At 42.7% G+C, this 24,122-nt stretch carries 24 protein-coding genes; 17 read left to right on the forward strand and 7 right to left on the reverse strand.

Translation table 11 applies throughout. The annotated features are described in order from the left end of the window. Window positions 1-128 precede the first annotated feature (128 nt). Both PAHA3_RS09480 and PAHA3_RS09485 read left to right on the forward strand, forming a co-directional pair. Window positions 129-701, forward strand: a complete 573-nt coding sequence (locus PAHA3_RS09480; RefSeq protein WP_062836041.1) for a TetR/AcrR family transcriptional regulator — start codon at window positions 129-131, stop codon at window positions 699-701. A 137-nt stretch (window positions 702-838) separates the two neighbouring features. After that, window positions 839-1,972 carry an NADH-dependent flavin oxidoreductase gene (locus PAHA3_RS09485; RefSeq protein WP_062834510.1) on the forward strand — a complete coding sequence of 378 codons (1,134 nt, stop codon included), beginning with the start codon at window positions 839-841 and terminating at the stop codon, window positions 1,970-1,972. 272 nt (window positions 1,973-2,244) lie between these two features. Here the strand turns inward: PAHA3_RS09485 and PAHA3_RS09490 are convergent, their stop codons facing one another. Continuing rightward, complete coding sequence (locus tag PAHA3_RS09490; RefSeq protein WP_062836042.1) at window positions 2,245-3,123, reverse strand: helix-turn-helix domain-containing protein; 879 nt, start codon at window positions 3,121-3,123, stop codon at window positions 2,245-2,247. A 102-nt stretch (window positions 3,124-3,225) separates the two neighbouring features. On the opposite strand from PAHA3_RS09490, the gene PAHA3_RS09495 reads away from it, so the two are divergent. Then, on the forward strand, window positions 3,226-5,166 hold the full coding sequence (locus tag PAHA3_RS09495; RefSeq protein ID WP_062834511.1) for a glycoside hydrolase family 127 protein: 1,941 nt from the start codon (window positions 3,226-3,228) through the stop codon (window positions 5,164-5,166). A 99-nt stretch (window positions 5,167-5,265) separates the two neighbouring features. Here the strand turns inward: PAHA3_RS09495 and PAHA3_RS09500 are convergent, their stop codons facing one another. After that, entirely contained in the window at window positions 5,266-5,616 is a 351-nt protein-coding gene (locus PAHA3_RS09500) for a winged helix-turn-helix transcriptional regulator (protein WP_062834512.1), read from the reverse strand. 131 nt (window positions 5,617-5,747) lie between these two features. On the opposite strand from PAHA3_RS09500, the gene PAHA3_RS09505 reads away from it, so the two are divergent. The 6 genes from PAHA3_RS09505 to PAHA3_RS09530 are packed head-to-tail and all read left to right on the forward strand — an operon-like array spanning window position 5,748 to window position 10,374. After that, window positions 5,748-6,404 (forward strand): ABC transporter permease, encoded by a 657-nt coding sequence (locus PAHA3_RS09505; protein ID WP_167350865.1) that lies wholly within the window; start codon window positions 5,748-5,750, stop codon window positions 6,402-6,404. A 9-nt stretch (window positions 6,405-6,413) separates the two neighbouring features. Next, window positions 6,414-7,328 (forward strand): glycine betaine ABC transporter substrate-binding protein, encoded by a 915-nt coding sequence (locus tag PAHA3_RS09510; RefSeq protein WP_062834514.1) that lies wholly within the window; start codon window positions 6,414-6,416, stop codon window positions 7,326-7,328. After that, window positions 7,312-8,112, forward strand: a complete 801-nt coding sequence (locus PAHA3_RS09515) for an ABC transporter ATP-binding protein (RefSeq protein ID WP_235599401.1) — start codon at window positions 7,312-7,314, stop codon at window positions 8,110-8,112. The genes PAHA3_RS09510 and PAHA3_RS09515 overlap by 17 nt, the downstream gene beginning before the upstream one ends. Beyond that, entirely contained in the window at window positions 8,109-8,735 is a 627-nt protein-coding gene (locus tag PAHA3_RS09520; protein ID WP_062834515.1) for an ABC transporter permease, read from the forward strand. Before PAHA3_RS09515 ends, PAHA3_RS09520 begins: the two co-directional genes overlap by 4 nt. Window positions 8,736-8,741: 6 nt before the next feature. Next, window positions 8,742-9,707, forward strand: a complete 966-nt coding sequence (locus PAHA3_RS09525; protein ID WP_062834516.1) for a zinc-binding alcohol dehydrogenase family protein — start codon at window positions 8,742-8,744, stop codon at window positions 9,705-9,707. 13 nt (window positions 9,708-9,720) lie between these two features. Further along, window positions 9,721-10,374 carry a hypothetical protein gene (locus PAHA3_RS09530; RefSeq protein ID WP_062834517.1) on the forward strand — a complete coding sequence of 218 codons (654 nt, stop codon included), beginning with the start codon at window positions 9,721-9,723 and terminating at the stop codon, window positions 10,372-10,374. A 61-nt stretch (window positions 10,375-10,435) separates the two neighbouring features. Here the strand turns inward: PAHA3_RS09530 and PAHA3_RS09535 are convergent, their stop codons facing one another. Genes PAHA3_RS09535 through PAHA3_RS09545 form a run of 3 tightly spaced genes read right to left on the reverse strand, consistent with a single transcriptional unit; the run spans window position 10,436 to window position 13,147 of the window. Next, window positions 10,436-11,320 carry an SDR family oxidoreductase gene (locus PAHA3_RS09535; RefSeq protein ID WP_062834518.1) on the reverse strand — a complete coding sequence of 295 codons (885 nt, stop codon included), beginning with the start codon at window positions 11,318-11,320 and terminating at the stop codon, window positions 10,436-10,438. Between the two features lie 37 nt (window positions 11,321-11,357). Further along, window positions 11,358-12,305 carry a helix-turn-helix transcriptional regulator gene (locus PAHA3_RS09540; RefSeq protein WP_062834519.1) on the reverse strand — a complete coding sequence of 316 codons (948 nt, stop codon included), beginning with the start codon at window positions 12,303-12,305 and terminating at the stop codon, window positions 11,358-11,360. A 59-nt stretch (window positions 12,306-12,364) separates the two neighbouring features. Continuing rightward, a complete protein-coding gene (locus PAHA3_RS09545; RefSeq protein WP_062834520.1) occupies window positions 12,365-13,147 on the reverse strand; it encodes a DNA/RNA nuclease SfsA in 783 nt (260 codons plus the stop codon). Window positions 13,148-13,513: 366 nt separating this feature from the next. On the opposite strand from PAHA3_RS09545, the gene PAHA3_RS09550 reads away from it, so the two are divergent. Genes PAHA3_RS09550 through PAHA3_RS09560 form a run of 3 tightly spaced genes read left to right on the forward strand, consistent with a single transcriptional unit; the run spans window position 13,514 to window position 17,515 of the window. Beyond that, window positions 13,514-15,208, forward strand: a complete 1,695-nt coding sequence (locus PAHA3_RS09550) for a spore germination protein (protein WP_062834521.1) — start codon at window positions 13,514-13,516, stop codon at window positions 15,206-15,208. Between the two features lie 31 nt (window positions 15,209-15,239). After that, entirely contained in the window at window positions 15,240-16,337 is a 1,098-nt protein-coding gene (locus tag PAHA3_RS09555; RefSeq protein ID WP_062834522.1) for a GerAB/ArcD/ProY family transporter, read from the forward strand. Next, window positions 16,334-17,515 (forward strand): Ger(x)C family spore germination protein, encoded by a 1,182-nt coding sequence (locus PAHA3_RS09560; RefSeq protein ID WP_062834523.1) that lies wholly within the window; start codon window positions 16,334-16,336, stop codon window positions 17,513-17,515. Before PAHA3_RS09555 ends, PAHA3_RS09560 begins: the two co-directional genes overlap by 4 nt. A gap of 61 nt (window positions 17,516-17,576) precedes the next feature. Here PAHA3_RS09560 and PAHA3_RS09565 read toward each other — a convergent pair whose 3' ends face one another. Further along, window positions 17,577-18,179 carry a GNAT family N-acetyltransferase gene (locus tag PAHA3_RS09565; protein WP_062834524.1) on the reverse strand — a complete coding sequence of 201 codons (603 nt, stop codon included), beginning with the start codon at window positions 18,177-18,179 and terminating at the stop codon, window positions 17,577-17,579. 182 nt (window positions 18,180-18,361) lie between these two features. Here PAHA3_RS09565 and PAHA3_RS09570 point away from each other — a divergent pair, with 182 nt between their 5' ends. The 5 genes from PAHA3_RS09570 (at window position 18,362) to PAHA3_RS09595 (ending at window position 23,427) form a co-directional block, all read left to right on the forward strand. Continuing rightward, window positions 18,362-19,669, forward strand: a complete 1,308-nt coding sequence (locus PAHA3_RS09570) for an AraC family transcriptional regulator (RefSeq protein ID WP_062834525.1) — start codon at window positions 18,362-18,364, stop codon at window positions 19,667-19,669. A gap of 112 nt (window positions 19,670-19,781) precedes the next feature. After that, window positions 19,782-20,522: a type I methionyl aminopeptidase gene (gene map / locus PAHA3_RS09575; RefSeq protein WP_062836044.1), complete on the forward strand. Its 741-nt coding sequence runs from the start codon at window positions 19,782-19,784 to the stop codon at window positions 20,520-20,522. Window positions 20,523-20,709: 187 nt separating this feature from the next. Further along, the gene (locus PAHA3_RS09580) at window positions 20,710-21,948 is read left to right on the forward strand and encodes a DUF418 domain-containing protein (RefSeq protein ID WP_062834526.1); all 1,239 of its coding nucleotides are present in this window, start codon (window positions 20,710-20,712) and stop codon (window positions 21,946-21,948) included. A 621-nt stretch (window positions 21,949-22,569) separates the two neighbouring features. Then, window positions 22,570-22,941, forward strand: coding sequence for a DUF7674 family protein (locus PAHA3_RS09590; RefSeq protein WP_062834528.1), 372 nt, complete (start codon window positions 22,570-22,572; stop codon window positions 22,939-22,941). A gap of 54 nt (window positions 22,942-22,995) precedes the next feature. Beyond that, the gene (locus PAHA3_RS09595) at window positions 22,996-23,427 is read left to right on the forward strand and encodes a hypothetical protein (protein ID WP_062834529.1); all 432 of its coding nucleotides are present in this window, start codon (window positions 22,996-22,998) and stop codon (window positions 23,425-23,427) included. A gap of 142 nt (window positions 23,428-23,569) precedes the next feature. Here the strand turns inward: PAHA3_RS09595 and PAHA3_RS09600 are convergent, their stop codons facing one another. Continuing rightward, window positions 23,570-23,971: a MerR family transcriptional regulator gene (locus PAHA3_RS09600; RefSeq protein WP_201028077.1), complete on the reverse strand. Its 402-nt coding sequence runs from the start codon at window positions 23,969-23,971 to the stop codon at window positions 23,570-23,572. Between the last annotated feature and the right edge of the window lie 151 nt (window positions 23,972-24,122).

The following is a 24,122-nucleotide window of genomic DNA, read 5'->3' on the forward strand; positions in this document are numbered from 1 at the left end:
AGGACCAGTAAATGATACGCTGTCTATGGGGTGGAGGAATACTTGGATATCAACAACGACGTTGGAATGCTCTTTATATAACGCATCCTTGATTGACTTTAATCAAACGATTATTTAATATCATGTACATGAGACATAAAGATGAGAATAAAAGAGAGCGTATTTTTAACGCAGCAATTCAATTAATTAATGAATATGGTTTATCGGAAACTTCAATGTCCAAGATCGCCAAAAAGGCTAACGTATCTGCTTCAACGATATACGTTTACTTCGAAAACAAGGAGGACATGCTCAATAAACTATATTTAAGCATCAAGAAAGACATGAGTCTGGCCGTATTTCACAATTATGATGAATCAATTTCGATCCAATCTGCTTTTGAGCATGCATTGAAAAATTTCTCGGACTTTATTTTAAGCCATAAAGATGAATTTTTATTTGCCGAGCAATTCTCCAATTCACCACTCCTGCATAAGTTGTCCCTGATGGAGGGGGCCAGTTTATTCGAACCTCTATTTAAGTTGTACGAGAAGGGTAAAAGTGAACGGGTATTCAAACAAGTGGATACGAGTCTGCTTCATATGTTTACTTTCAATCCAACCATGCAATATGTTAAAGAGGTTTTTGGCGGCCGGATCGAGTTGGAGCAAGATCGTTTGGACGAATTAGTTCAGATGACTTGGGATGCGATTAAAGCTTAATAAAGTTCTATTTTAGAGGGAATTACATTCACTATGGAAATCCCTCTGTTTTGACGCTATATATTAATCGAATGATCGTTTATTTATGAGGATTGAAAATTAATTTACATTTACTACTATTAGAAAGAGGTTATGTAATGAACGCACAATACAACAACATGTTTGAATCTTTTACACTCAACAACGGAGTAACGCTTCGGAATCGAATTGTTATGGCACCTATGACCACATGGTCCAGCAATGATGATTATACCGTTTCAGATGCGGAAGAAAACTATTATAAAAAAAGAGTAAATGGTGTGGGGCTGGTTATTACAGGATGCACACATGTCCAACCTAACGGAATCGGCTTCACGAATGAGTTCGCCGGGTACGATGATGCGTTCATTCCGAGCTTGCGTAAATTGGCAGATGCTGCGAAGAGTGGAGGAGCTGCTGCAGTACTTCAAATTTTTCATGCAGGTAACAAGGCACTTCCAAACCTCACTCCGAATGGTGAAGTGGTTAGTTCCAGTGCTGTGCAGACGGAAGCCACAGGATTTGCACCTTCCGTTCTACCTAGAGAGCTTTCGCATGATGAAATATTGGACGTGATTCATGCGTTTGGAGAAACGACAAGACGTGCAATTGAAGCAGGTTTTGACGGGGTTGAAATTCATGGTGCTCATGGATTCCTGCTGCAAAACTTCTTTTCTCCATTCTTCAACAGACGAGAGGATCAATGGGGTGGTTCCATAGAAAATCGCTTACGCTTTCCGCTGGCTGTCATTGATGAGATGAAACGTGTCATTCAAAAACATGCTACCAAACCTTTCATTCTCGGATACCGGATTTCTCCTGACGAACATCAGGAAGGTGGTCTAAGAATGAAGGATACCTATGTGCTGATTGATCGCCTGATTGAAGTGGGTGTTGATTATATCCATGCTTCATTGGGGGATGTCTTTACATCTAAACCCGCTGACACTCAAGATGAAAAAACACACTTAGAATTCATTGCTGAACATGTGAGAGGTCGAGTAACTCTACTGGCTGCAGGTTCGATGGTAACTCCGGAAGATGTTAATAAAGCTATGAATCAGGGCATATCCTTGGCAGCGATTGGCCAAACGTTAATCATGAATCCGGACTGGGTTGAGAAAGTTCAAGGTGGACGTGAGTCTGAGATACAAACTACGATCAAGGCTTCGAAGGTAAATGAGCTTGAGCTACCTGAAAAACTGTGGGGCTTCATTCAAGCTTCTGGTCCATGGTTCAATATCGAGGAATAGGATTAACCATCAGACTGTGGATGTAATGATTTAGAAATCGAATATTACGGAAGCGATGCAGTCCGAGTGGTCAGCACTGCGTTCGAAGATGATCCGTGCCCTTGTGAAGAACAATCATGTTCATTGGTGGTGTCGGTTATTATCTCGGACAAGCATCTCAAGCTAATCACAATCTGTTTATCTAATTTTAAAGAAATGGGTTTCCTCCAATTGAAGGAAGCCCATTTCGCACAATATCTGATTTCGGATGATATAGAAGAGTATGCATTTAACTAGTTAAGATATTTCTTGCGAAACTGGAGGGGAGATATTCCAACACTTCGCTTGAAGCAGGTAGAAAAGTAAGGAGCATATTGAAAGCCCACTTCAGCCGCTATACGATCAATCGACCATTCCGTGGAGACTAGAAGCTGCTTGGCCCGCTCAATCCTAAATTGTAGTAAGTAATGAACCGGTGTGACACCGTATTTCATTTTCATACAGCGAACGATGTAGCTGGGGTGGAAGTGTAGTGCCGACGAGAGTGTTTCATTGGTGATCTCTTCTTGGTAGTGTTGCTGGATGAAAACAGCTACTTTCTCGCCAAGCCGTGAAGCAGGTGTTTTGGCCATATCCGAGATGCCATTTTCGAGCATAGCCAGAAAGCGGAACAGCAGTTGCTGCTTCTCCCAGAAGGAATCACCTACCGGCAGCTCCAGAAGCTGTTGCATTAGATCAAATGCGAGCTGGGGACTTAGCACCGTGGATTTCTTAGGTATTCGTATGGATTTTGGCTTATCGAATGGTGATAACGGAATGGCTGCTTCCGATTCTTCTATTAAAGGACTCTGATGCCAGTCCACATGCTCAAAATGAACCCAGTAAAACGTTGTTTCCTGTTCGCAGGGACTGAATGAATAATGCTCACCTTCCGGCAGTAATAATAGTGCATCACCTATGCCGAGTGTCCATTCCGTCCCGTTCTCACCGATATGTAATTCCCCATCAACCACGAGCAGTACATCAAACAGGCCGAAGTTTCTTCGGTTAGGATGACGGTCGCCTACTCGGAACGTTGAACGACCCGATTCCCAATAATATGGAAGAGGTGGGGTTTGTAACGCAACAATTAATTCTTCCTTCAATGAATTAACCTCATTTTTTAGTGTCATTTTGTATAGAAAAAAGCTCATTCCATTCCTATTCTCACTTTAAGAAAAAGCATATACTCGACTTTGGAAAGAGTCAAATTTTATACTTTTGAGGTGTGTATAATGGGACAGAATCAGATCCAAATTCAAGACCAATTTTGGAATACATATTCCGATCTTGTACGAGAAACGGTTATTCCCTATCAATGGGAAGCTCTAAACGATAGGGTAGAGGACGCTGAGCCTAGTCATGCCATTCGAAATTTCCGTATTGCTGCCGGCTTGGAGCAAGGTGAATTTGGCGGATGGGTATTTCAGGACAGTGATCTCTACAAGTGGTTAGAGGCCGTTGCTTATTCGCTCCGTCATCATCCAGATCAGAGGTTAGAGAAGATCGCCGATGAATCCATCGAATTGATTGGCCAAGCCCAACATGACGATGGTTATCTGAATACCTACTTCACGATCAAAGAACCTGGGAAGCAATGGACCAATCTATATGAAGCTCATGAGCTGTATTGTGCAGGCCATTTAATTGAAGCAGCTGTTGCGTATTATCAGGCGACAGGCAAGCGTAAATTGCTAGACATCTCTTGCCAATTCGCTGATCTGATTGATCGTATGTTCGGAACCAAGCCTGGACAGATAAGAGCCTACTGCGGCCATCAGGAAATTGAATTGGCTCTGGTTAAATTATACGGGATTACCGGAGAAGAGCGTTATTTGAACCTTAGCCGATACTTCATAGATGAACGGGGAAAGCAGCCCAATTATTTTATCAAGGAATGGAAACGCGGAAGCCGGACAAACATCTGGTCACAGGGAGAGCCTAATCTTGAGGTCTATCAGTCTCATCTGCCTGTTCGTGAGCAAAAGGTAGCTGTTGGACACTCCGTTCGGGCAGTTTACATGTACACGGCAATGGCTGCTCTTGCGCGACTAACAGGTGACGAAGAGTTAAAGGAGGCCTGTGAACGGCTCTGGTCGAACACAACAGGCAAACAAATGTATATTACCGGGGGCATTGGTTCAACACATCTCGGGGAAGCCTTTACGTTCGACTACGATCTTCCGAATGATTCCGTTTACGCGGAGACCTGCGCCTCGATTGGCTTGATTTTCTGGGCACGTCGCATGCTTCAATTGGAAGTTAAAAGCGAGTATGCGGATGTGTTGGAGAGAGCACTCTACAACAATGTGCTGGGCAGCATGTCAATGGATGGGAAACACTTCTTCTATGTCAACCCACTTGAGGTATGGCCAGAAGCAAGTCTCAAAAATCCGGATAAACATCACGTAAAGCCCGTCCGACAAAAATGGTTCGGTTGCTCCTGTTGTCCTCCCAATGTCGCGCGGTTGCTAGGTTCGTTAGACAATTATATTTACGATGTGTCTGAGGATGGCAGAACGATCTATACCCATTTGTATATTGGAAGTCAAGCCTCGTTCGAGCTTGCCGACACCACAATAACATTACATCAACGCTCTGAGCTTCCCTGGAACGGTCATGTTGAATTCTCGGTTCAGCTTCCTAAGGTTGGAGAATCGGTCGAGTTTGAACTTGCGCTCCGTATACCGAACTGGTTCCAGGACGGAGAACCAACGTTGAAAGTAAATGGTGAAAAGCAAGATATTCATGTTGAGAATGGTTACGCCAAAATAAATCGCAGCTGGTCAGATAGAAATACAGTGGAGTGGCTGCTTCCGATTGAGCCGAAGTTAGTTGCGGCGCACCCTTTAATTCGGGCAGATGCAGGCAAGGTGGCTATTCAACGCGGCCCGCTCGTTTATTGCGTCGAAGAAGCAGACAACGAAGCACCGCTCACTTCACTCGCAATCGCTGCGGAGCCGCAATTAACGGCGTATGCTGATCCCAATTTGCTAGGTGGTTGTGTCGTGGTAGAAGGGGACGGTTTCGTGACTGACAACAGCGATTTATGGTCAGATGAGAAGCCGTACCGTTCTTATATTAAGCAGACAAAGGCTGTACGTTTCAAGGCCATTCCCTATTATTTGTGGGGCAATCGCCTTGCTGGTGAAATGAGCGTGTGGCTACGCTATTAAAGAGGAAGTAAGGATGTACTTTTACAATTCCACAAAAGGAACCATTAAAAAACGAGCGCACCCTGAACATGGATGCGCTCGTTTCTGTTATCTGTACTCCTATATGTCTGTATCGGTCGAAGTATCCTCATTGAGCTTCTTATAATCTATTCCCCATGTTTCCATCACACTAATGATGGGCCTCAGCGTATTACCTAAATCGCTCAAGCTGTATTCGACTCTGGGCGGTACCTCCGCATAGACGGTCCGAATGACGATACCGTCTCCTTCCATGGAACGCAAATTTTCGGTTAATACCTTTTGGCTGATTTCCGGAATACTTTTGCGAAGCTCACCGAACCGTTGGGTTCCTTCCAGAAGATCTCTCATGATAAGTAATTTCCACTTGTTACCTATTAAACCGACCGTTGTTGCTACAGGGCACTCAGGCAACTCTTTTTTGGTAAACATTTAAGCTAATCCTCCAATAGTTACTTTTTGGTTCCTATCTAATAAAAAGGTGCCTACTTTCAAAACGATTATAATGCTTATATTATAAAGCTGTCGAGGGAAAAGCAACTTGAATGAAAGGAGGGGACATATTGCAAGAAAGCTTGTGGATGCAATTGGTAAACTATTTCTCGGATCATGGGCGTACTTTCTTCGCTCTGGGACGAGAGCATATACAGGTCAGTTTACTGGCATTGCTTTGTTCTGCATGGATCGGAATAACGCTGGGATATCTGACCATCACATACAAACGCTCGGAAAAGTGGATTGTATCGCTGATTCAGATTTTGCGGATTGTACCTAGTCTGGCTGTATTACTTCTATTAATACCGTTAATGGGCACTGGCACGAAACCAGCGTTGATTGCTTTAATCTTATTGGGGGTACCTCCCATACTGATGAATACCATTTCCGGTTTGAACCATATTCCTCTATCCATTCTTGAATCTGCTCAAGGGGCGGGCATGTCAGATCCTCAAATGATGTGGAAGATCAAGTTCCCTCTTGCTGCACCACTCATTCTGACCGGTATCAAAACAGCTGCCATTGAAATTATCGCCAGTGCCACCTTGGCAGCCAAAATCGGAGCTGGGGGATTTGGTGAGATCATTTTTACTGGTCTGGGACTCAATCGAATCGATTTGCTTCTAATCGGCGGGGGAGCTGTGGCGATTTTAGCCATCGTCATCGGAGTCTTGCTTGATATATCCGAACGAATTTTATTTCGATATCAATTTTTGCAAAGGTAGGAAAACGACATGAAAAATAAAAAGAAAACAATCTATCTCATCACTTCACTTATCATCGTATTATCGCTCTTATTAAGCGCCTGTGGTGAGCAAAAAAATCAGACTTCGGAAAATAAAGAGACATCGATTCGAATCGGCACCAAAGATTTCACTGAAAATCTGATTGTGGGGGAACTTTATGCTTTGGCCTTGGAGGATGCCGGCTACCAAGTAGAGCGTGTACCTAACATTGCGGGTTCTGTGATCCATTCTTCCATTGTAAACCAAGATATAGATATGTACCCAGAATATACAGGCACCGGTTTGTTAGCCATCCTGAAGCTGGACTTGTTGACTGATCCGGATGAAGTATATGCCAAAGTGAAGGATGAATACAAAAAGCAATTCAACTTGACCTGGCTCGACTATTCCAAAGCCAATGATGGAGCAGGGCTCGTCATTCGTGCAGAAGCCTCGGAACAATGGGGGATCAAGACGATTACTGATTTGCAAAAACATGCAACCGAGCTTCGATTTGCCTCACAAGGCGAAGTGGATCAGCGTGCAGACGGTATTCCAGCATTGGAAAAAGTATATGGTAAGTTAAACTGGAAGTCCTCTAAAGTCTACGACAATAGTTTGAAATATGAAGTGCTTAAAAATAACGAGGCAGATGTTGCACCTGCATATACGACGGAGGGACAACTCGTAAATAAAGATCAGTACATCCTATTGGAAGATGACAAACAAGTATGGCCCCCGTACAATTTGGCTCCTGTCATCCGTGATGAAGTACTGTCTTCACATCCAGAAATTGCTGAAATCATCAACAAGGTCAGTTCGGCACTGGACACAGACACGATCACAGCACTTAATGCCAAAGTGGATGTTAATCAAGAAGAATATGAAGACGTTGCAAAAGCCTTTTATGAATCCATCCAATAAACGTAATGGTACTATGGGGCCACCAGCCATCAAATTTCATCATGTGTGCAAAACCTATGCACAATCCAATGAATACGCAGTGAATCATGTCAATTTATCTATTGAAGAAGGGGAGTTTATTACGATACTAGGCTCCTCTGGATCTGGAAAAACAACGCTTTTGAAAATGGTGAACCGTTTATACGAACCTTCTCAGGGGAACATTCAGGTGTTTGGAGAAGACATTGCGGCTATAGATCCCGTGATGCTGAGAAGGAAGATTGGTTACGTCATCCAGCAGGTTGGATTGTTCCCACATATGACCATCGCGAAAAATATCGCTACCGTACCTCGTCTGTTGAAATGGGATAAAGAGAAAACAGAGCAGAGGGTCTCAGAACTACTGCATCTGGTGGGACTGGACCCTCGGACGTATGAACATCGCTATCCTTCCCAATTATCGGGAGGACAACAACAGCGAATCGGACTCGCCCGAGCTTTAGCGACCAATCCTGCGATCATGCTTCTGGACGAGCCTTTTGGCGCTTTGGACGCGATTACCCGTCTCCATTTACAGGACGAATTATTGAAAATCCATAGAGGATCGAATAAGACATTCCTGTTCGTCACGCATGACATTAATGAAGCATTCAAGTTGGGAACCCGGGTCATTATTATGAATCAAGGAAAAGTGTGCCAGTTTGATACGCCAAAAGAAATCGTTAAGCATCCTGCCGATGAATTCGTAGCGTCGCTTATTCAATCTTCAAGGGAGCAAGAACGTTTCTGGGAGGACTTAGAATGATCGACTATGCAATCAAACATCCAGATAAGTGGGGAAATGCTCTGTTAGAGCATTTGGAGATTCTTTTCATAACCATGGTGATCTCCATTATTGTTGCCGTGCTTCTAACCATCGTCGTTCTGACTTCAGACTGGGTGTCACGCATTTTCATTTATGTCTTTTCCATTCTGTATTCCATCCCCAGCCTGGCTTTGTTCACCATTATGATTCCTGTGACGGGCTTGGGTACAACGACGGCAATCATCGTGCTGATTCTATATAATCAATACATTCTTCTGCGCCACTTTATCGCCGGTTTGAATCATGTGGACGAACCTATCATTGAGGCAGCCACCGGGCTTGGCATGAGTCGTTTGCAAATATTGATTCAGATTCGGGCACTCTTGGCAATTCAAACCCTTTTTACAGGACTGCGACTTGCCTCCGTATCTACGATTGGTATGGCGACTATTGCTGCATTTATCAATGCAGGCGGGTTAGGGACGATCTTATATGATGGTTTACGTACCATGAATATCGATAAAATTCTATGGGGAAGCATCCTGTCCGCAGGACTTGCCCTAGCGACAAATGCATTATTCATTCAGTTGGAAAAACGAATCTATATCGGAGCGGGGAGATAAATTGTGATGAAGGCAGTTGTACTGGAAGGTGCCTGCGCACCTGAAGAACTAAACGTACGGGAGGTTCCCATTCCCGAAGTTAAACCAGGCTGGGTGTTAATCAAAATCAGAGCATTTGGCATTAACCGCTCTGAAATGTATACAAGGCAGGGGCACTCACCATCTGTTCCGTTTCCGCGGATCATTGGTATTGAGTGTGTGGGGGTCATCGAGGACGCATCGGATAGCACATTCCAAAAAGGGCAGCATGTTGCTTCTCTGATGGGAGGGTTGGGGCGAGAATTTGATGGAAGCTATGCGGAGTATGCTTTGATTCCTTCAGAGCAGGTGTATCTCATTCCTGAAGGAATGGAGTGGACTACGCTCGCTGCCATTCCGGAAATGTATTACACGGCATACGCATCGTTATTTGAAAGTCTTCAATTAACTACGGGAGAAGTGCTTCTCATTCGTGGCGGGACCAGTTCCGTTGGCCTGGCTGCCCTCCAGCTTGCCAAAAGCGTAGGAGCCACCGTAATATCGACCACTCGTGACAGCGGAAAGCTGGCGTATCTTCAACAGGCGGGTGCGGACTTCGCAATACTGGATGATGAACATTTTACAAATAAAGTAGTTGAAATTGCTCCAAATGGCGTAGACAAGGTGCTGGAATTGATCGGAACGCTTACCTTGAAGGAGTCTTTGCAATTGGTTTCGGAGCGAGGCATCTTATGCATGTCGGGCATCTTAGGCAATGAATGGACCCTTAATTCGTTTGAACCATTAATTGATATACCGACGGGTGTTTTGTTTACGGCTTTTACAAGTGAAGTTATTAAAGAAACGGTGTTAGTCAATCTGTTTAACCACATCAAGGATCATGCGCTTGTCCCGCCCATGGCTAAAGTGTTCAAGCTCGAAGAAATAGCAGCGGCTCATCTGTTCATGGAGAGCAATACAGCGAATGGTAAAATCGTAATCACGAATGAATGAGGAGGAGAAAGTTATGAGCAATCGGATCATCGATTACAATCTTGAGACGATTCCAGAAGGAGCACAACCTCACTCGGTAACTGCCACCACGGTTCGAATGGGCGGTCGTCAGACATTACGAGTTACTTTAACGGATGAGGTATCCGATGGTGTACCAAACGTTGATTTCATCGACATGCCGACATTCTTGAAAATTCCTGTAGAATTTAAAAATGGTACTTTATCGGTGGATATCTTTAGCAATTTAAGAGATGATGCTCCGGCTTATGCACGCGGATTTGCAGGACTGGCATATCGCATAAGTGACCATACGGATGCCTTTGAAGCCGTTTATATTCGTCCGCTTAATGGCTTAAAGACACAACCTGAGGCGCCACGCGACAAACGTGCTCTCCAGTATTTTGCATATCCAGATTGGAAGTTCGACAGACTGAGACAGGAATACCCGGATGGTCGTTTCGAAGCGGGAGCACACATTGGTCCTGGGGAGTGGGTTAATCTTTCGTTAGACATTGACGATATTAAACTGACAGCATATGTCGATGGAAGTGAATGCATTTCTTTAGATAAAACTAAAGGGACTGTAATTACAGGAGATATCGGACTATTCGTAGATATCGGCACAGAGGCTTTCTTTTCTGACCTTCGGATTACGATCTCCAATTGAAAAAAAACGAAGGCGGTTAATCCACCTTCGTTTTTTCTATTTTCATGACACTGCCTAAAGATTAACCGTTCTTCTGCGCTGCCAGAAACTGTTTGATACTTATTGGATTTTGACCTGTGAGTTCTTTGAAATCCTGAGTTACCAGCTCATATTCACCTTTAGCTGAAGCCGCATCAAAAGAAGCAAGGGCTTCCGCCATAGGCTTCGGCATGTGAAAGGATTCATAAATTCCAACGAGTTGAGGAATCTCTAACGGCACGTACGATACGGGGTTGCCTACAGCTTCACTCAAAATACGGGCAATGTCCTGACCCGAAACAGCTTCCAAGCCGGTTAGATTCAGTGTTTTATTATCATTGTTAGATGATGATACAGCCACAGCGGCAGCGATGGCACAATCTTGACGAGCAATATAAGAGATCTTGCCTTCACCAATAGCAGATGCGTACATTCCTCTTTCAGCCGCTTGTTCCAAGGCTTGAAGAAGGTTTTCAGCGTATAAATTGTTACGAAGAATCGTATACGTTAATCCGCTATCTTTGATGGCTTGCTCCGTGAAGTAATGGTCCGCAGCGGTAACGTTAGCTGTTCCCGGCTCATTATTAAAGAAGGAAGTATACACAATATGGTTTACTCCAGCTTTAACGGCAGCACGCACGGCTTGGGTTTGTTGATTGAGCCGAATGTCCGCAATGCCGATCGCATCTGTGCTGATCAGAAGCAGGCGTTGTGCGCCGGCAAAAGCTTCATCGAGTGATTCCGGCTGATCAAAATCAGCATGACGTACGATGACTCCACGTTCAGCCAAATCCGCAAGTTTCTCAGGATGGCGAGTAGTCGCTATAATCGAACCGTTGTAATTTTCCAACAACCAATCCACGACCAACCGACCGACATTACCGCTAGCACCTGTAACCAAAACATTATTTTCTTTCAATGTACTCATTTTATATTCCTCCTGTAAATGTCATTTTCCATCCATATTAATAGCGCTTTAACATGAGTTCTATTTCTTCTTTCACCCGGCTTTTGAAGGACTCCGGTTCGATAATGACGACCTCTGAACCCCAACCGAGTATCCATTGCAGTAATTCTTCCATCTCCCGAACGCGAAAAGTCACATCATACCCCTCATCATGAAGATGAGCCTCCTCCATGTAATACAAGTTGGATTCTTTCACTTTGTCCGCGATTTTTGTATCAAAACGCGCTCGGATCCGAACCGTTCGGTCATCCTTCGGCTGATATTCGTGAAGTCTGAAGTCTTCGGGAACCTGATAGTGTTCATCCATAATGGAGAGATCGCTCATTCTGGAAACTCGAAAATGACGGATGTCTTGACGCAAGTCACATTGTGCAATTAGAATCCACCCGCCATCAACGAGTACCAAACCCAAAGGAGCTGCACTACGGCTCGTTTCTCCGTTGTTTGTGGCATCTTTATAACGTTTATGATGGGTGAACCTGATTTTTTTTCGGGCAAGCAGTGCTTCTCTCAGCGTTTCGATATGAGCCTTTTCTCTGGCGCCGATGTCGGGCTCTTCTTTATATAACAAACGAATGCTTTCACGCACTCGATCCGCATCTGTGCGTATGGATTTAGGCAAAATGGCCTCAATTTTAGCACGTGAGGATCTGGCACTATGACTGTAGCGCTCATCAAAACGTTGTTCAATGAACTCCGTACCCATGAGAAGTGTCAAGGCTTCTTCTGATGTAAAACTGATGGGAGGAAGGAAGTAGCCCTCCATTAAAGAATAGCCGATGCCAGGTAATCCAATGACTGGAACACCGGCTTCATTAAGTGTCTGGATATCTCGATAGATCGTACGAATACTTGTCTCAAACCGTTCTGCGAGTTCTTCCGCTTTTACCATTTTCCGATGCTGCAACTCCAGCACAATGCCCAGTTGTCGACTTGTTTTCTGCATAGGAGTTCCTCCATTTTAACGCCATGGCCCAATGATTTTTCCGAAAGGTGAACTGATGATTACGGTTTACTTGAGATGATTTCATCATTCAAAAATTGTGCGGTAATGTTATAGTATCCAGTTAAGCTAACCTCTGTGGGCGTGATTTTAAAATCAGTTTGCCAGATTTCAACGCCACGTTGTACCGAATCTTGAACCGACTGCATAATGTAGTTGCTATGTTTGCCGCCCATGCCTACCTTGAAACCTGAATTTTGATATATTAAGCAAACTAACAGAATCGCTCTTGCATTTTCCGTCAAGCTACCACTTAGCTCTCCAATATGTTTGATGAAACGCTCAAACGAATTAAATTCGCTCGATTTTTTGATTTCAATATGCTCCTTCATTTCAACTTGTAACTGGGTGAGTGGTGTCTTGACCTCAATGTACGTATTATCTACGAGAAAATCTAATTTGGAATTGCCCAGTTTTTTTTCACGCAGGACCGTTTCACCGTTGCTCACCATGTTAAGCAGTTGACCATTCTTCAGAAAGTGCTCTACATACCGATTTGCAGCATTCTGATTAATGCCAATCCATGATTTATGTTCCTCAGCAGGCAAGTCAAGTGAAATAGCTTCAATGGTGAATTGAGTTTTTCGTTTGACATCATCACTTTTGGAAACAAGGCAGGCAATATCACGAAACACAATATCGCCAATGCTTCCCGTAGCAGGACAATGACAGTCATATAAAATGCCTTCCATTTCTACAATCATAATAAATCGATTTTTACGTTTACGAATGATGCCCTCCAGCAGAGGTTTTTCAAATATGAATGGATCATGTACAGTTTCCAACAAAAAACAGCTCCCAAATGATTAATATTGTAAATGTAATATTTCCTTGGCTTTAACATTTAACAACACTATACAACATGCCTCCTGACAACAGCATGGCAGTAGCGATTCACTCGCAGTTTTCACAAATTAATCCAGGGTGGAGCAGAAGGGAGGATATTAAGCCAGATAAATCGCCTGCCCCGGTGCGAGGGATCGAAGAGCTACATATCCAATAGCTGCGGCCTCAAAGTCCATTTTCAAGTTGCCTTCTGTCAAGAGATTCTCGTATACAACATCTTGGGAAAGGTCATGAATGCATGAATTGTAGAATATTGGTCATTCTACTTGAAAACAGTATGTGATGTAAGGAGATCTGATCAGGTGATGTGGAAACAAATACTGGACCATATACCTGACTGGGGTGCCTGGGCGGGCACCGTGTGCTTAACGTTAGTACCTTTTCTCATTATGGGCCTGTTTCGCCAGATCAAGCTTATGGATGCGCGGCTGGGCCAACGAAAGCAGAGAATGGAGAGTCCTCCCGCTGCAGAAGAACAGTCGGGTGACCCTAGTCCTGTTCCAACGGTCACAGATGATAAAGCCTTATTATATACAGATGAACTTGTGACCAACATGAATCGCTTCAAACAGGTTGCACTGGATATGGATGATATTAATGAACGAACATTTTATCTAAGCAACCTGGATTGTCGTGCAGTCTTGTATTTTGTCGATGGTTTGACCGATAAGATGGCGCTGGATCATAACGTGCTGAAACCGATGTTGGAGTGGGGAAACACGCCACTTGAGCATGAGAAGTTAACTCCTGAACAGCTGGTATATTTACTGGATCAGCAGCTGTTGCTGGTATCTGAAACAGAATTTGTGAAGGAGGTCACTCCGAGCTTGCGCAAGGTCCTGTTTGGCTCCGTAATCCTTTTGCTGGATGGGGTTCAAGGGGCGCTAATTCTGGGAACGCCAAAGGGGAAATCAAGATCGATCGAGGAGCCAGTATCGGAATCGGTTCTTCGGGGGCCAAGGATTGGCTTCACGGAAGTGCTCAGTGACAATACGGCCATGCTGCGCAGACACGGGGAAACCAATGAACTTGCAATGGTCTCCTGCAAAGTGGGAAGCAGAGTCGAGAAGCAACTGATGATCGTCTATTTTCGGGATATTGCCAATCATGAACTGGTCGACGAAGTCAAACGACGTGTGCGCGCAATTGATGTAGATGAAGTACTGGAGTCCGGTTATGTGGAGCAGTTAATTGAAGATAATTTCCTTAGCCCTTTTGCCCAGATTCAAAATACAGAACGACCGGACAGGGTCATGGGGGCCTTATTGGAAGGGAGAGTCGCGATCCTGCTGGACGGGTCACCTTACGCCTTGTTAATGCCGGTTACCTATGCCATGATGCTGCAATCACCCGAAGATTATTATGAACGCTGGATTCCCAGTTCGTTTATCCGCTTTTTACGCTTTGTAGCTACCCTGATTTCGCTATTTGCTCCGGCTATATACATTTCGTTTATCTCGTTTCATCCTGGACTGATTCCTACCAATTTGGTGATTTCAATCATTGGAACGAGGCAGGGCGTGCCTTTTTCCACGTTAATTGAAGCACTTATTATGGAACTTGCGATTGAGATTTTGCGGGAGGCGGGATTACGTTTGCCGAAGCCTATCGGCCCAGCCATGGGGATCGTTGGTGGTCTCATCGTTGGACAAGCTGCGGTGGATGCCGGTATTGTAAGTCCCATACTGGTCATCGTTGTTGCAGTGACGGCGATATCTTCTTTTGCCACGCCAATGTACAGTGCAGGTATTGCCATGCGGTTATTACGGTTTCCCATCATGTTCACCGCTGCGATGTTCGGATTATATGGTGTGATCATGGCTTTTCTGTTCCTGGTCATCCATATGTTCAAATTAAAAAGTTTTGGCATTCCTTATGTAGGGATGGCTGCTCCACCTTCCATTAAGGAGTGGAAGGATTATTTGATTCGTGCTCCGATACAATTCATGCGGGAAAGACCAGGACTGTTGCAGACCAAAGACCGGAAACGCAAGAGTTAACATGTAACACTTAGAATGAGGAGGGACCATAATGGCATCCGGGCTGAATGAATCAGGCAAGCTTACAACATTACAGAGCATAAGTCTGATCATTGGTTTTATTGTTGGTGTGGAGCTTTTTACGTTACCCAGAGAAGTCGTTCATGCTGTTAAAAGTGCAGATGCCTGGTTGTCCGTCATTCTCGGAGGATGTGTAACGTTACTTTTGGCGTGGATGATGATAAGGCTAGCCCGAAAATTTCCAGGGATGAACTTCTATGAATTCGTGCAACAGATTGTAGGTACATGGATTGGCAAGATGATTGGTTTGGTCGTGATAGTCTATTACATTCATTTGGGAAGTTATGAAATGCGGGCGATGGAGGAAGTCACATCGTTTTTCCTACTTGAAGGTACACCATGGTGGGCCATTCAGGCCCTATTTGTCTGGATCTCCTTGTACTTGTGCATGGAGGGCACGGACGTGATCGCAAAAGTATGCCAGATCATTGTTCCGATCACGATCGTGATCTACCTCCTCATTTTATTACTTGGGGTGAAAAACTTTGACGTTAGCACCTTGCGTCCTTTTTTATCCAAAGGCATGTCTCCCGTCTTTCATGGCATGAGTACCACTACCTTGGCATTTAGCGGGAGCGAAATCATGTTATTTATATTAGCCAAAATGGAAAAACCCGAAAAAGCAGTTCGCATCATGGGATGGGGGCTTGGCGTAGCTATCGTGCTCTATACAACCGCTACTATTCTGTGCATCGGTGCATTCACTGCGGAGGGGGTTATGACTCGTGTATGGCCTTTTTTCGATCTCACACGCAGTGTTGAAGTAGATAATTTACCGTTGGAACGGTTCGAATCCTTACTCTTGTCAATCTGGGTACTAGAGATTTTCGCGACATTTAATATCGCTTTTTATTGTGCGGCATTGGGATTATCCCATGTGACAAAGCTTTCTTATGCACGAAGTCTCTGTATTCTACTGCCCATCATGCTGATCGTATCTCGCGTCCCTCGGGATATCAACGAACTATTCCAACTGGGGAGATATATTGGTAAAGCCAACCTCATTCTATTCTCCGGTTTGTCTCTGATCCTGCTACTCATTTCGCGCTGGAGGTCAAAGTCGACATGATCTATTCCCGAAATGTTGCTCTGTTTATGTTGGTGGCAGCAGCAAGTATGTTAATGACCGGATGTTGGAGCAGCTCACCTATTGAAAAGCGGTATCTGGAGGCAGGTATTGCCTACGATAAGATACAACCTGAAGAAAGAATTGCTTCTGAGCGCGTAGATTACCCTCAAAAACAAAAGATTCGGCGAACCGTGCAATATATTTTGCCTGAAGCAGGAGCTAAGTCTAACAACTCTCCAGGGAAAAAGTTTTATAACAAAGAGGAGATCGGGGACTCCATTATGGAGATGACGAGGGAGACGTATCTCACGAACCGATCACCAGCCGGTTTCCATCTAAAGACAATTGTGATCAGTTCCAAGCTACTGCAAGAGATTCCGATGCATGAGTTACTTGATTTTTATCTAGCCGATAATGATATTCGACTTAGTCTCCAGGTATATATGACGACAGGAACAGCTAGTGACGTCCTCAAGGAAAATGCATCCGGAGAGATTCCTGCTTTTCTGCTCAAAGAGCTGTCCGGCAACCGCAAACGAATCTCCCGCCTCATCAAACCCGTTACACTTGCGAACCTGATCGGACCGCTAAAATCGGAATCCAGCTATCTTCTGCCAAATGTCAGTGTGGAACAAGGTGCCTTAAAGATCAAAGGTGCGGGGGTAATGAAAGGCAACACGCAAAAGTACGGCGGATACTTAAATGAATCCCATGTGGAAGGTTTGCAATGGATAAAAGGTGATATTTCAGGGGGCATATACAAGATCAAAGAACCTGAACTACAGCAGCAATTCGTATATGAGATCAAATCCGTCAAGAGCAAAATCAAGGCAACCGTGCACGGGGATGATATCTCGTTTCACGTTGACATGAAGTCGGAAGGGCGCCTGTCTGAAGTCTTTGCATCCAACATTAAGAAAAAGAATAATCGGTCGCTAGAACAGCATTCCGAAATCGTGGAAGCAGAGGTTAAAAAACTAGTAGAGAACACCATGACCAAGTTAAAAAAAATGCATGTAGAGGTTGCAGGTCTGGGTAAAGCGCTGCGCATTCAGCATCCGGCCGTATGGGAAAAGGTCAAAGGAAATTGGGATGACACATTCACCACAATTCCAGTGACCTTCAGTGTGAAGCTGCATATCGATGATTATGGAGCCTCTACCATGAGTATGGATTAAGTTGGAGGCAGTGGCACAAGTCCGCTGGCCTCCTTATTCTGATTGGATTGAGGAATTAGTGTTATCTAAGCATTTTTTGCATAAATATCACTTTTTTGAAGCCGGCCTTGGCAGTAAATGGGCCGGATTTCAGTTCTTTTTTGGTTTTATAACCGAACCGCTCATATAATTTTTGTGCCGAAGGGTTCGTATCCACGACCTCTAGATTGATTGTAGTAATTTGCTTATTGATTGCGACTTGTTCCAACTTACTTAATAGCAATTTACCTATTCCATGACCACGAGCTTCTTCAGATACGGCAATAGGGTCGATATGCAATACATGTTCATGATACAAATGAAATTTTAAATAAAACGCATAACATAAAAATCGCCAAGTCGCTACAAATGGGGAGTACACTTTCCGAAATGCTGCATAATTGGCAGGTGTGAACGCTTTTTTTCCTATATTGTAACCGAGAAATCCGACCACTTCTTCATTTCTTAATGCATATATGCCTTGTTCAAATTGAATAGACTGAGATAATAGCTTAATTGCTTTTTCTTTTGTTTTTGCATAAAACCACAGATGTGTTACTTTCAATGGAAAAGCTTCGTAAAATAAATGAGCAACTTGTTCTTGTTGTTGTGCATTAAGCTGCTGTGTGATTTGAATTTGGTTCATGGATATCTCCCCAATCCTTAATTAAGAGTTAGTTGATGCTCTATCATTCATTTTCCTAAAATGCAGTAACGTGAACAATTCACATTTCTTTGCGTTGTGGGTACATTTCTTAGATTTCTTCGTATGTTGCTCGAATGTTGCTTGGGATTCGTTGAATTGGAGTGAAAGGAGGAGCTAACAAGATGAGTAGTACGGGTTATTTCACCGCCAGTTCTCCCATGAATGTAGAGTTTCTAAACGTAAAAGATGAACCCTTCCGATGGCATAATTCCATTGAAGTGGTAATTGTGTTGGAAGGTAGCATTCATATTGCCATTGCAGATGAGCAAAGAACATTAGGTGCTGATGCAATAGAAATTTTCAACATCAATCAAGTTCACCGTCTATGGCAGACCGATGAAAACAATGTCGTCCTCCAAATAAATATCGATGCTGAATTTGCAAAAGCTTATTTTCCGGATTTATCATATGTCTGGTTTGCGCATGAATTTAGCCCTGGAGCATGTCTAGGGATAGAACGAGTAGAAGGAGTCATTAAGTCCATCTGCACGTTAATCACTCCAATTGTAGCTACGCGTGAGATGCCATTTTTAACGTTAAAGAATACAGCAGAACAATTGTTGGACCTGCTCATTATGAATTTTGATGCGAAAAGAATGTTCGAAGGGAACCCGACCAAGCTGCAACGAATAGGAAGAATATATGATTACTTATTCAATAACAGGGGCTTTATTAACAAGGTATCTTTGAATGATATCGCCAAACATACCGAGGAATATTTAAATTTGGATTATTTGTCATCACAATTCAAGTTACTAATAGGAGATACGCTGCAAAACTTACTTCATTACTTGCGCATTGAGCATGCAATCAAACAATTATTGACGACAGATCAAAGTCTGTTAGTAATATCAATCGAGAGCGGTTTTTCTTCACCCAGATATTTTTATCAACGATTTAATAAGATTTTTCCGGAAGGACCGAAAGCATTTCGTGAACAACATCAAAAGAAACAGAAGATGAAAGAACATTGCAGGGAAATCATCGATCCAGCATTAGTGCTTACAAGTCATCGAGGATTATTTGAAATTCCTGAGACAGTAAACAGCGAACTAAATAAACGGATTCATATCGATATATTTGGGCCTAATGAACAATATTCAACTTCTCTATATTTGATCAAGGTATCTGAATTAGTAAAAGGTGATTCACAAGCGTATCTTAAGATGATCCTTCAGGTAAATACCTTAAGCCCCAACAACGTTTTTGGATTTGAAGAAACTTTGGATACTGCAAACCGTGACGATTTTCAAGTTTTGACATGGATGCTCAACCAATTCAGGGAAAACGATATTTCTCCTGTATTTATCATCGGAACGAGTAGTAACGCTATTTCAGAACAGATCACCACCATACAAGGACTACTTCAAAACTATACCCTCAGTTATGGCGCAGAACATATGAAGGGATGGAGAATTGAGCTTCAATAACAGAAGGAACAAGAGAACAACCACACTCACGATGTGGATAAAAAAGTTGCGAAGCTTTGCTGCTTTGGATATGATTAATCAATTGACGATAAAAGATAGTGAGGTAGAAAAAATGATCGCAAGAACAGAAGAAGATTTTAATGGTTTGAAGGAAATTGGCAAAATTGTGGCTTCTATTAGAGATGAATTGGTTCAAAAAACCATTCCGGGCATAACGACTAAAGAACTTGATGATCTGGCCGGAGAGCTTTTTGAGAAAGCTGGCGCAGTCTCTGCTCCAAAAAGTGAATATAATTTCCCAGGGTTCACTTGTATTAGTGTTAATGAAGAAGTGGCACATGGTATTCCTGGAGAGCGGGTTATTCAAGAAGGGGACATCGTCAATATTGATGTGTCTGGCTCGAAGAATAGTTATTTTGCAGATACGGGGATCTCGTTTGTCGTAGGCGAAGGCGAAGAAGTGTTAACGAAAATATGCGATGTTGTTAAACAAGCATTTGAAGCAGGTCTTAAGAAAGCAAAACCGGGTTCCAAAAAAAGCGGGATCGGAAAAGCCGTATTCCAAACTGCCAGACAGCATGAATTAACGGTTATCAAAAACCTTACAGGACACGGTGTTGGACGTGCGATACACGAAGCACCTGACCACATCTATAACTATAATGATCCATCGGATGATGAATTGTTAAAAGAAGGCATGGTTATCGCATTCGAGCCATTTGTCTCCACTTCAGAAGAAGAAGTATTCCAAACAGGAGACGGCTGGACCTTTGCTACTAAAAATAGCTATGTCGCTCAAATCGAACATACGATCATCCTTTCTAAAAATGGTCCAATCATAGTTACCCTTTAAAATGTTCCAATTAAAAGTCGCTAATTTAGCGGCTTTTTTTGTTTTTGTTTTTGTTTTTGTTTTTGTTTTAATGGTACGTCAAAGTAAACCATAATATAAATGTTCACTTATTATTTTATGTTGAAATTTTGGAAGGATTTAACGTATATTTAGATCTGATCTTTATGTTATAGACAGAGGTGATTGATTGAGCACATCAAAAAAGCGCATCCAATTAATAGATGGACTGCGCGGATTCAGTCTAGTCGGCATCGTGCTGGCAAATATGCTGGCTTTCCAATACGGAATGTTCGGCCAGAGTAAACCCCAACTGTTCGGGATCGGCGGTGCAGACCAAGCTTTTCTCTCGTTCCTGCTTATCACGGTGGTGGGCAGTTTTATGCCGATTTTTGCATTTATGTTCGGCTTTGGCATGATTAAGCTATCGGAAAGCCTAAAATCACGAGATTTACGACCAAAGTGTCATCTGGCTCGACGTTTTCTACTGCTGTTTGGTATCGGATTGCTGCACATCATCTATCTGTGGGAAGGGGATATCCTGGCGTTTTACGGTGTACTGGGTTTCTTCCTGCTGATGTTTCTTAATCGGAAGCCCAAAACATTGCTTATATGGGCGTTAATACTACTCGCTGGAGCAGGGCTTCTAGGTCTACCGGCATCCAATCCAACGAACCCGCTGGCTTTTGAATCCACGAATATGGAGAACTACATCATTCAAAGTCAGGATGTATACGGCAGCGGCAGCTACGCGGAGATCAGGGATTTCAGCAATAACGGTGATCCATTCGGTGGGGATTTAGAGGTGTCATACGCCCTCATAGCCTTGGTGCTGGCCCCACTTATGACGATACCGATGTTCCTGCTCGGTATGCATGCTGCAAGAATTGGTACGTTTAACGACCCTCAGGCAATGCGAAATATGTATCTTCGTCGTGTCTCGTTTTTGATTCCAGTTGGTTTGATGCTCAAAGCATATGGCGTACTGGCACCACAATTTGGTGCGGAAGGATGGCCCGGAATCGGAATCAGGGAAACGCTTGGAGGAACGTTGCTTGCACTCGGATACATTTACGCATTTGCGCTGTTGTATGCGGGAAGCCACCGTTCCAGCCTGATGGGCAGGTTCGAGGCGGTTGGCCGTCTCTCGCTGACGAACTACCTTATGCAGAGCGTAATCTGTACGACCATCTTTTATGGATACGGCCTCGGACTGTTTGGTCGTGCTGGCGTGTTCATCGGAGCAATTATTGCGCTTGCTGTATACGGCATTCAATTGTGGCTTAGTCCACTATATCTTAAGAAATTCAGCACTGGACCGGTCGAGTATGTTCTACGGATTTGGACATATCTGTCCTGGAAGGGTCAGCCAAGAAAGAAGAAAAGATTGAACTCGAATGTGCAAGAAAACGCGCCTGGTGTCCAGTGAACTTAAAGCTTTGCTGCAAATGTACAAAGAAGCCCGTTCTGATGAAATAAAGGGCTTCTTAATGCCGTATTGATTACTTCCCTAAACTTAAAGCATGACACGTATTTCTTCACTTATTTTCAACGTTAGTTAAGAATAAGTTAATTGTTTTAGCTTGGAGAATTACCATAATTAATTTTGTGTGCTTATATTACCTTTATTTGTTATGCTTACTGAAGAAATAAGAAATCCCCCTAATGTTTCCTAATAAAATTAGTAATTATTTATAGATTCAACATATCAACTTTAATACATAAGTTAACTATTATAGTACGGACAGCGTTAAGGTATACGAAATAAACGATGCAGCGTATATCTCCGACTGTTTCCACTCGGACTTGAAAGGATCGTTATTGTGCTGAAAATTATTAATTTTCTTCTTTTCTTGCTGATCATTTGGGTACTAATTCTGTATCCTTTTCGTTTAGCTTGGTTTGAAGGCTTAAAGCAGATTCCTGCAGATCTTCATGGTGTTTATTTACTTTTCTTGTTCTTTGGATATCTAATCTGTTCATCTGGTATGGGACTTATTGTTGGCAAGATGTTTTTTAAACGAAAAGAACAGTAATTATGGAGGTTGGAATGGATAGTGACATTTTAATCAATCAATTCTTAAAACTTTTTCCTGAATTCCACGATTGTTATATCGAACATTTGAATTTAAATCAAGAGTTTCTAGGACATGTGTTTTTTGGTGATGAAGTGGCTACTTATGTTGAAGGATTGCTTCGTGAAAATGATGACACAGAACTAATTGAGAAGTTTTTCAATTTTTTTGAATGGATGGCAACTCAAGCGAGCCTTTATATTGTACAAGTGTTATCTACTACAATATTGTATGATCTAGGTGGACACACAGATATTTTACAAAAAGCTCAAAGTTATATGAAGCCACATACTCAAAGACTCTCTCAAGAAATAGAAGATTTGCACTCAGGGAAATATTTTTCATAGATTAATGTGCAGAAGATCAGGTTGAATTTTTCACAGTGATAAGGGGGATTCTGCATGTCCGTTTCAATATCTATTGAAATCAGTTTATCAAAGCAAATCTCAAGAATGGATATTCTTCACAAACTAGAAGAGTTTGGTTGGTCATATAACGATCAAGGAAAAGTAACTTTTCTACCTGTTGGGGATGAGGATGACTTTGATTGGCAGCACAAAGATATTCCTATAGACGAGTTACTAAAAATTCTAGCTATAAAGGATAATCAAGGAGAATTAATTGGAGTGGCTATGACTTGGAAGGATACAAATATAGGGGGCACTTTTTTAATTAAAGAGAACGGCACCATACTGATAAGCCCTGATATCAATCGAAAAGTCCTTGATGTAGAAAGTTATATTAAAGTTACTGATATAAATTGGTATACAACTAAACTAGTACCTATATTTGGTCCATTGTTTCAGTCGATTTCTTATGGAGAACATGTGTAATTTTTTATAAGATATTAAAGTACTCCCTTGGAGCATACGGGAATAACCTAAACTAAGAAGGATTCCCCGCAGGGATTCATGTCTGATCTAAAGAGAAGAAGGAGCATCGAAATGCCCCTTCTTTTTTCAACTTTTTTTCAACTTATTCTAATGCTACATTGCCATTACGTTGACTTTGTTTTTCCACATACTTTTCTTCAAGATCGTCGAAGTAATCGAGTTTTTGGGCTATTTTTTTAAAAGCTTTGTCTAATTTATGTTGCTCTTCCATTAATTTAGCTTTGTGTTCTAAAATAATCTCTTTTCTTGCTTGAATAGTCCAATCTCCCTCCTGAGTAAGCTCAACGATCTTTCGCAAATCTGCAATAGATATATTCGTAATCCGCAAGCAAGTAATCAGATCCAACCAACTTAAGTCCCCTTCGTTAAAAACTCTTCTTCCACCTTGATCACGTTCAACGAACGGCAGTAATCCTTCTTGTTCATAATACCGTATCGTATGAGCTTCAATTCCCAATTTCTCAGCGGCTTCCTTGATATACATAATCGTCCTCCCAGGATGGTGCTAAATATCTCTTCAAACGAATCGTTCTTCTGAGACACTCTAACGGATAAAGAGTTAATGAAGCAAGTTTATATAAAAATCAATTGACTTAAAGTGCACTTTAATTTGTATCCTGAATTTAGAAATAAGT

The sequence above is a fragment of the Paenibacillus amylolyticus genome, from assembly GCF_001570725.1.
In the GTDB taxonomy this organism is placed as follows: domain Bacteria; phylum Bacillota; class Bacilli; order Paenibacillales; family Paenibacillaceae; genus Paenibacillus; species Paenibacillus amylolyticus_A.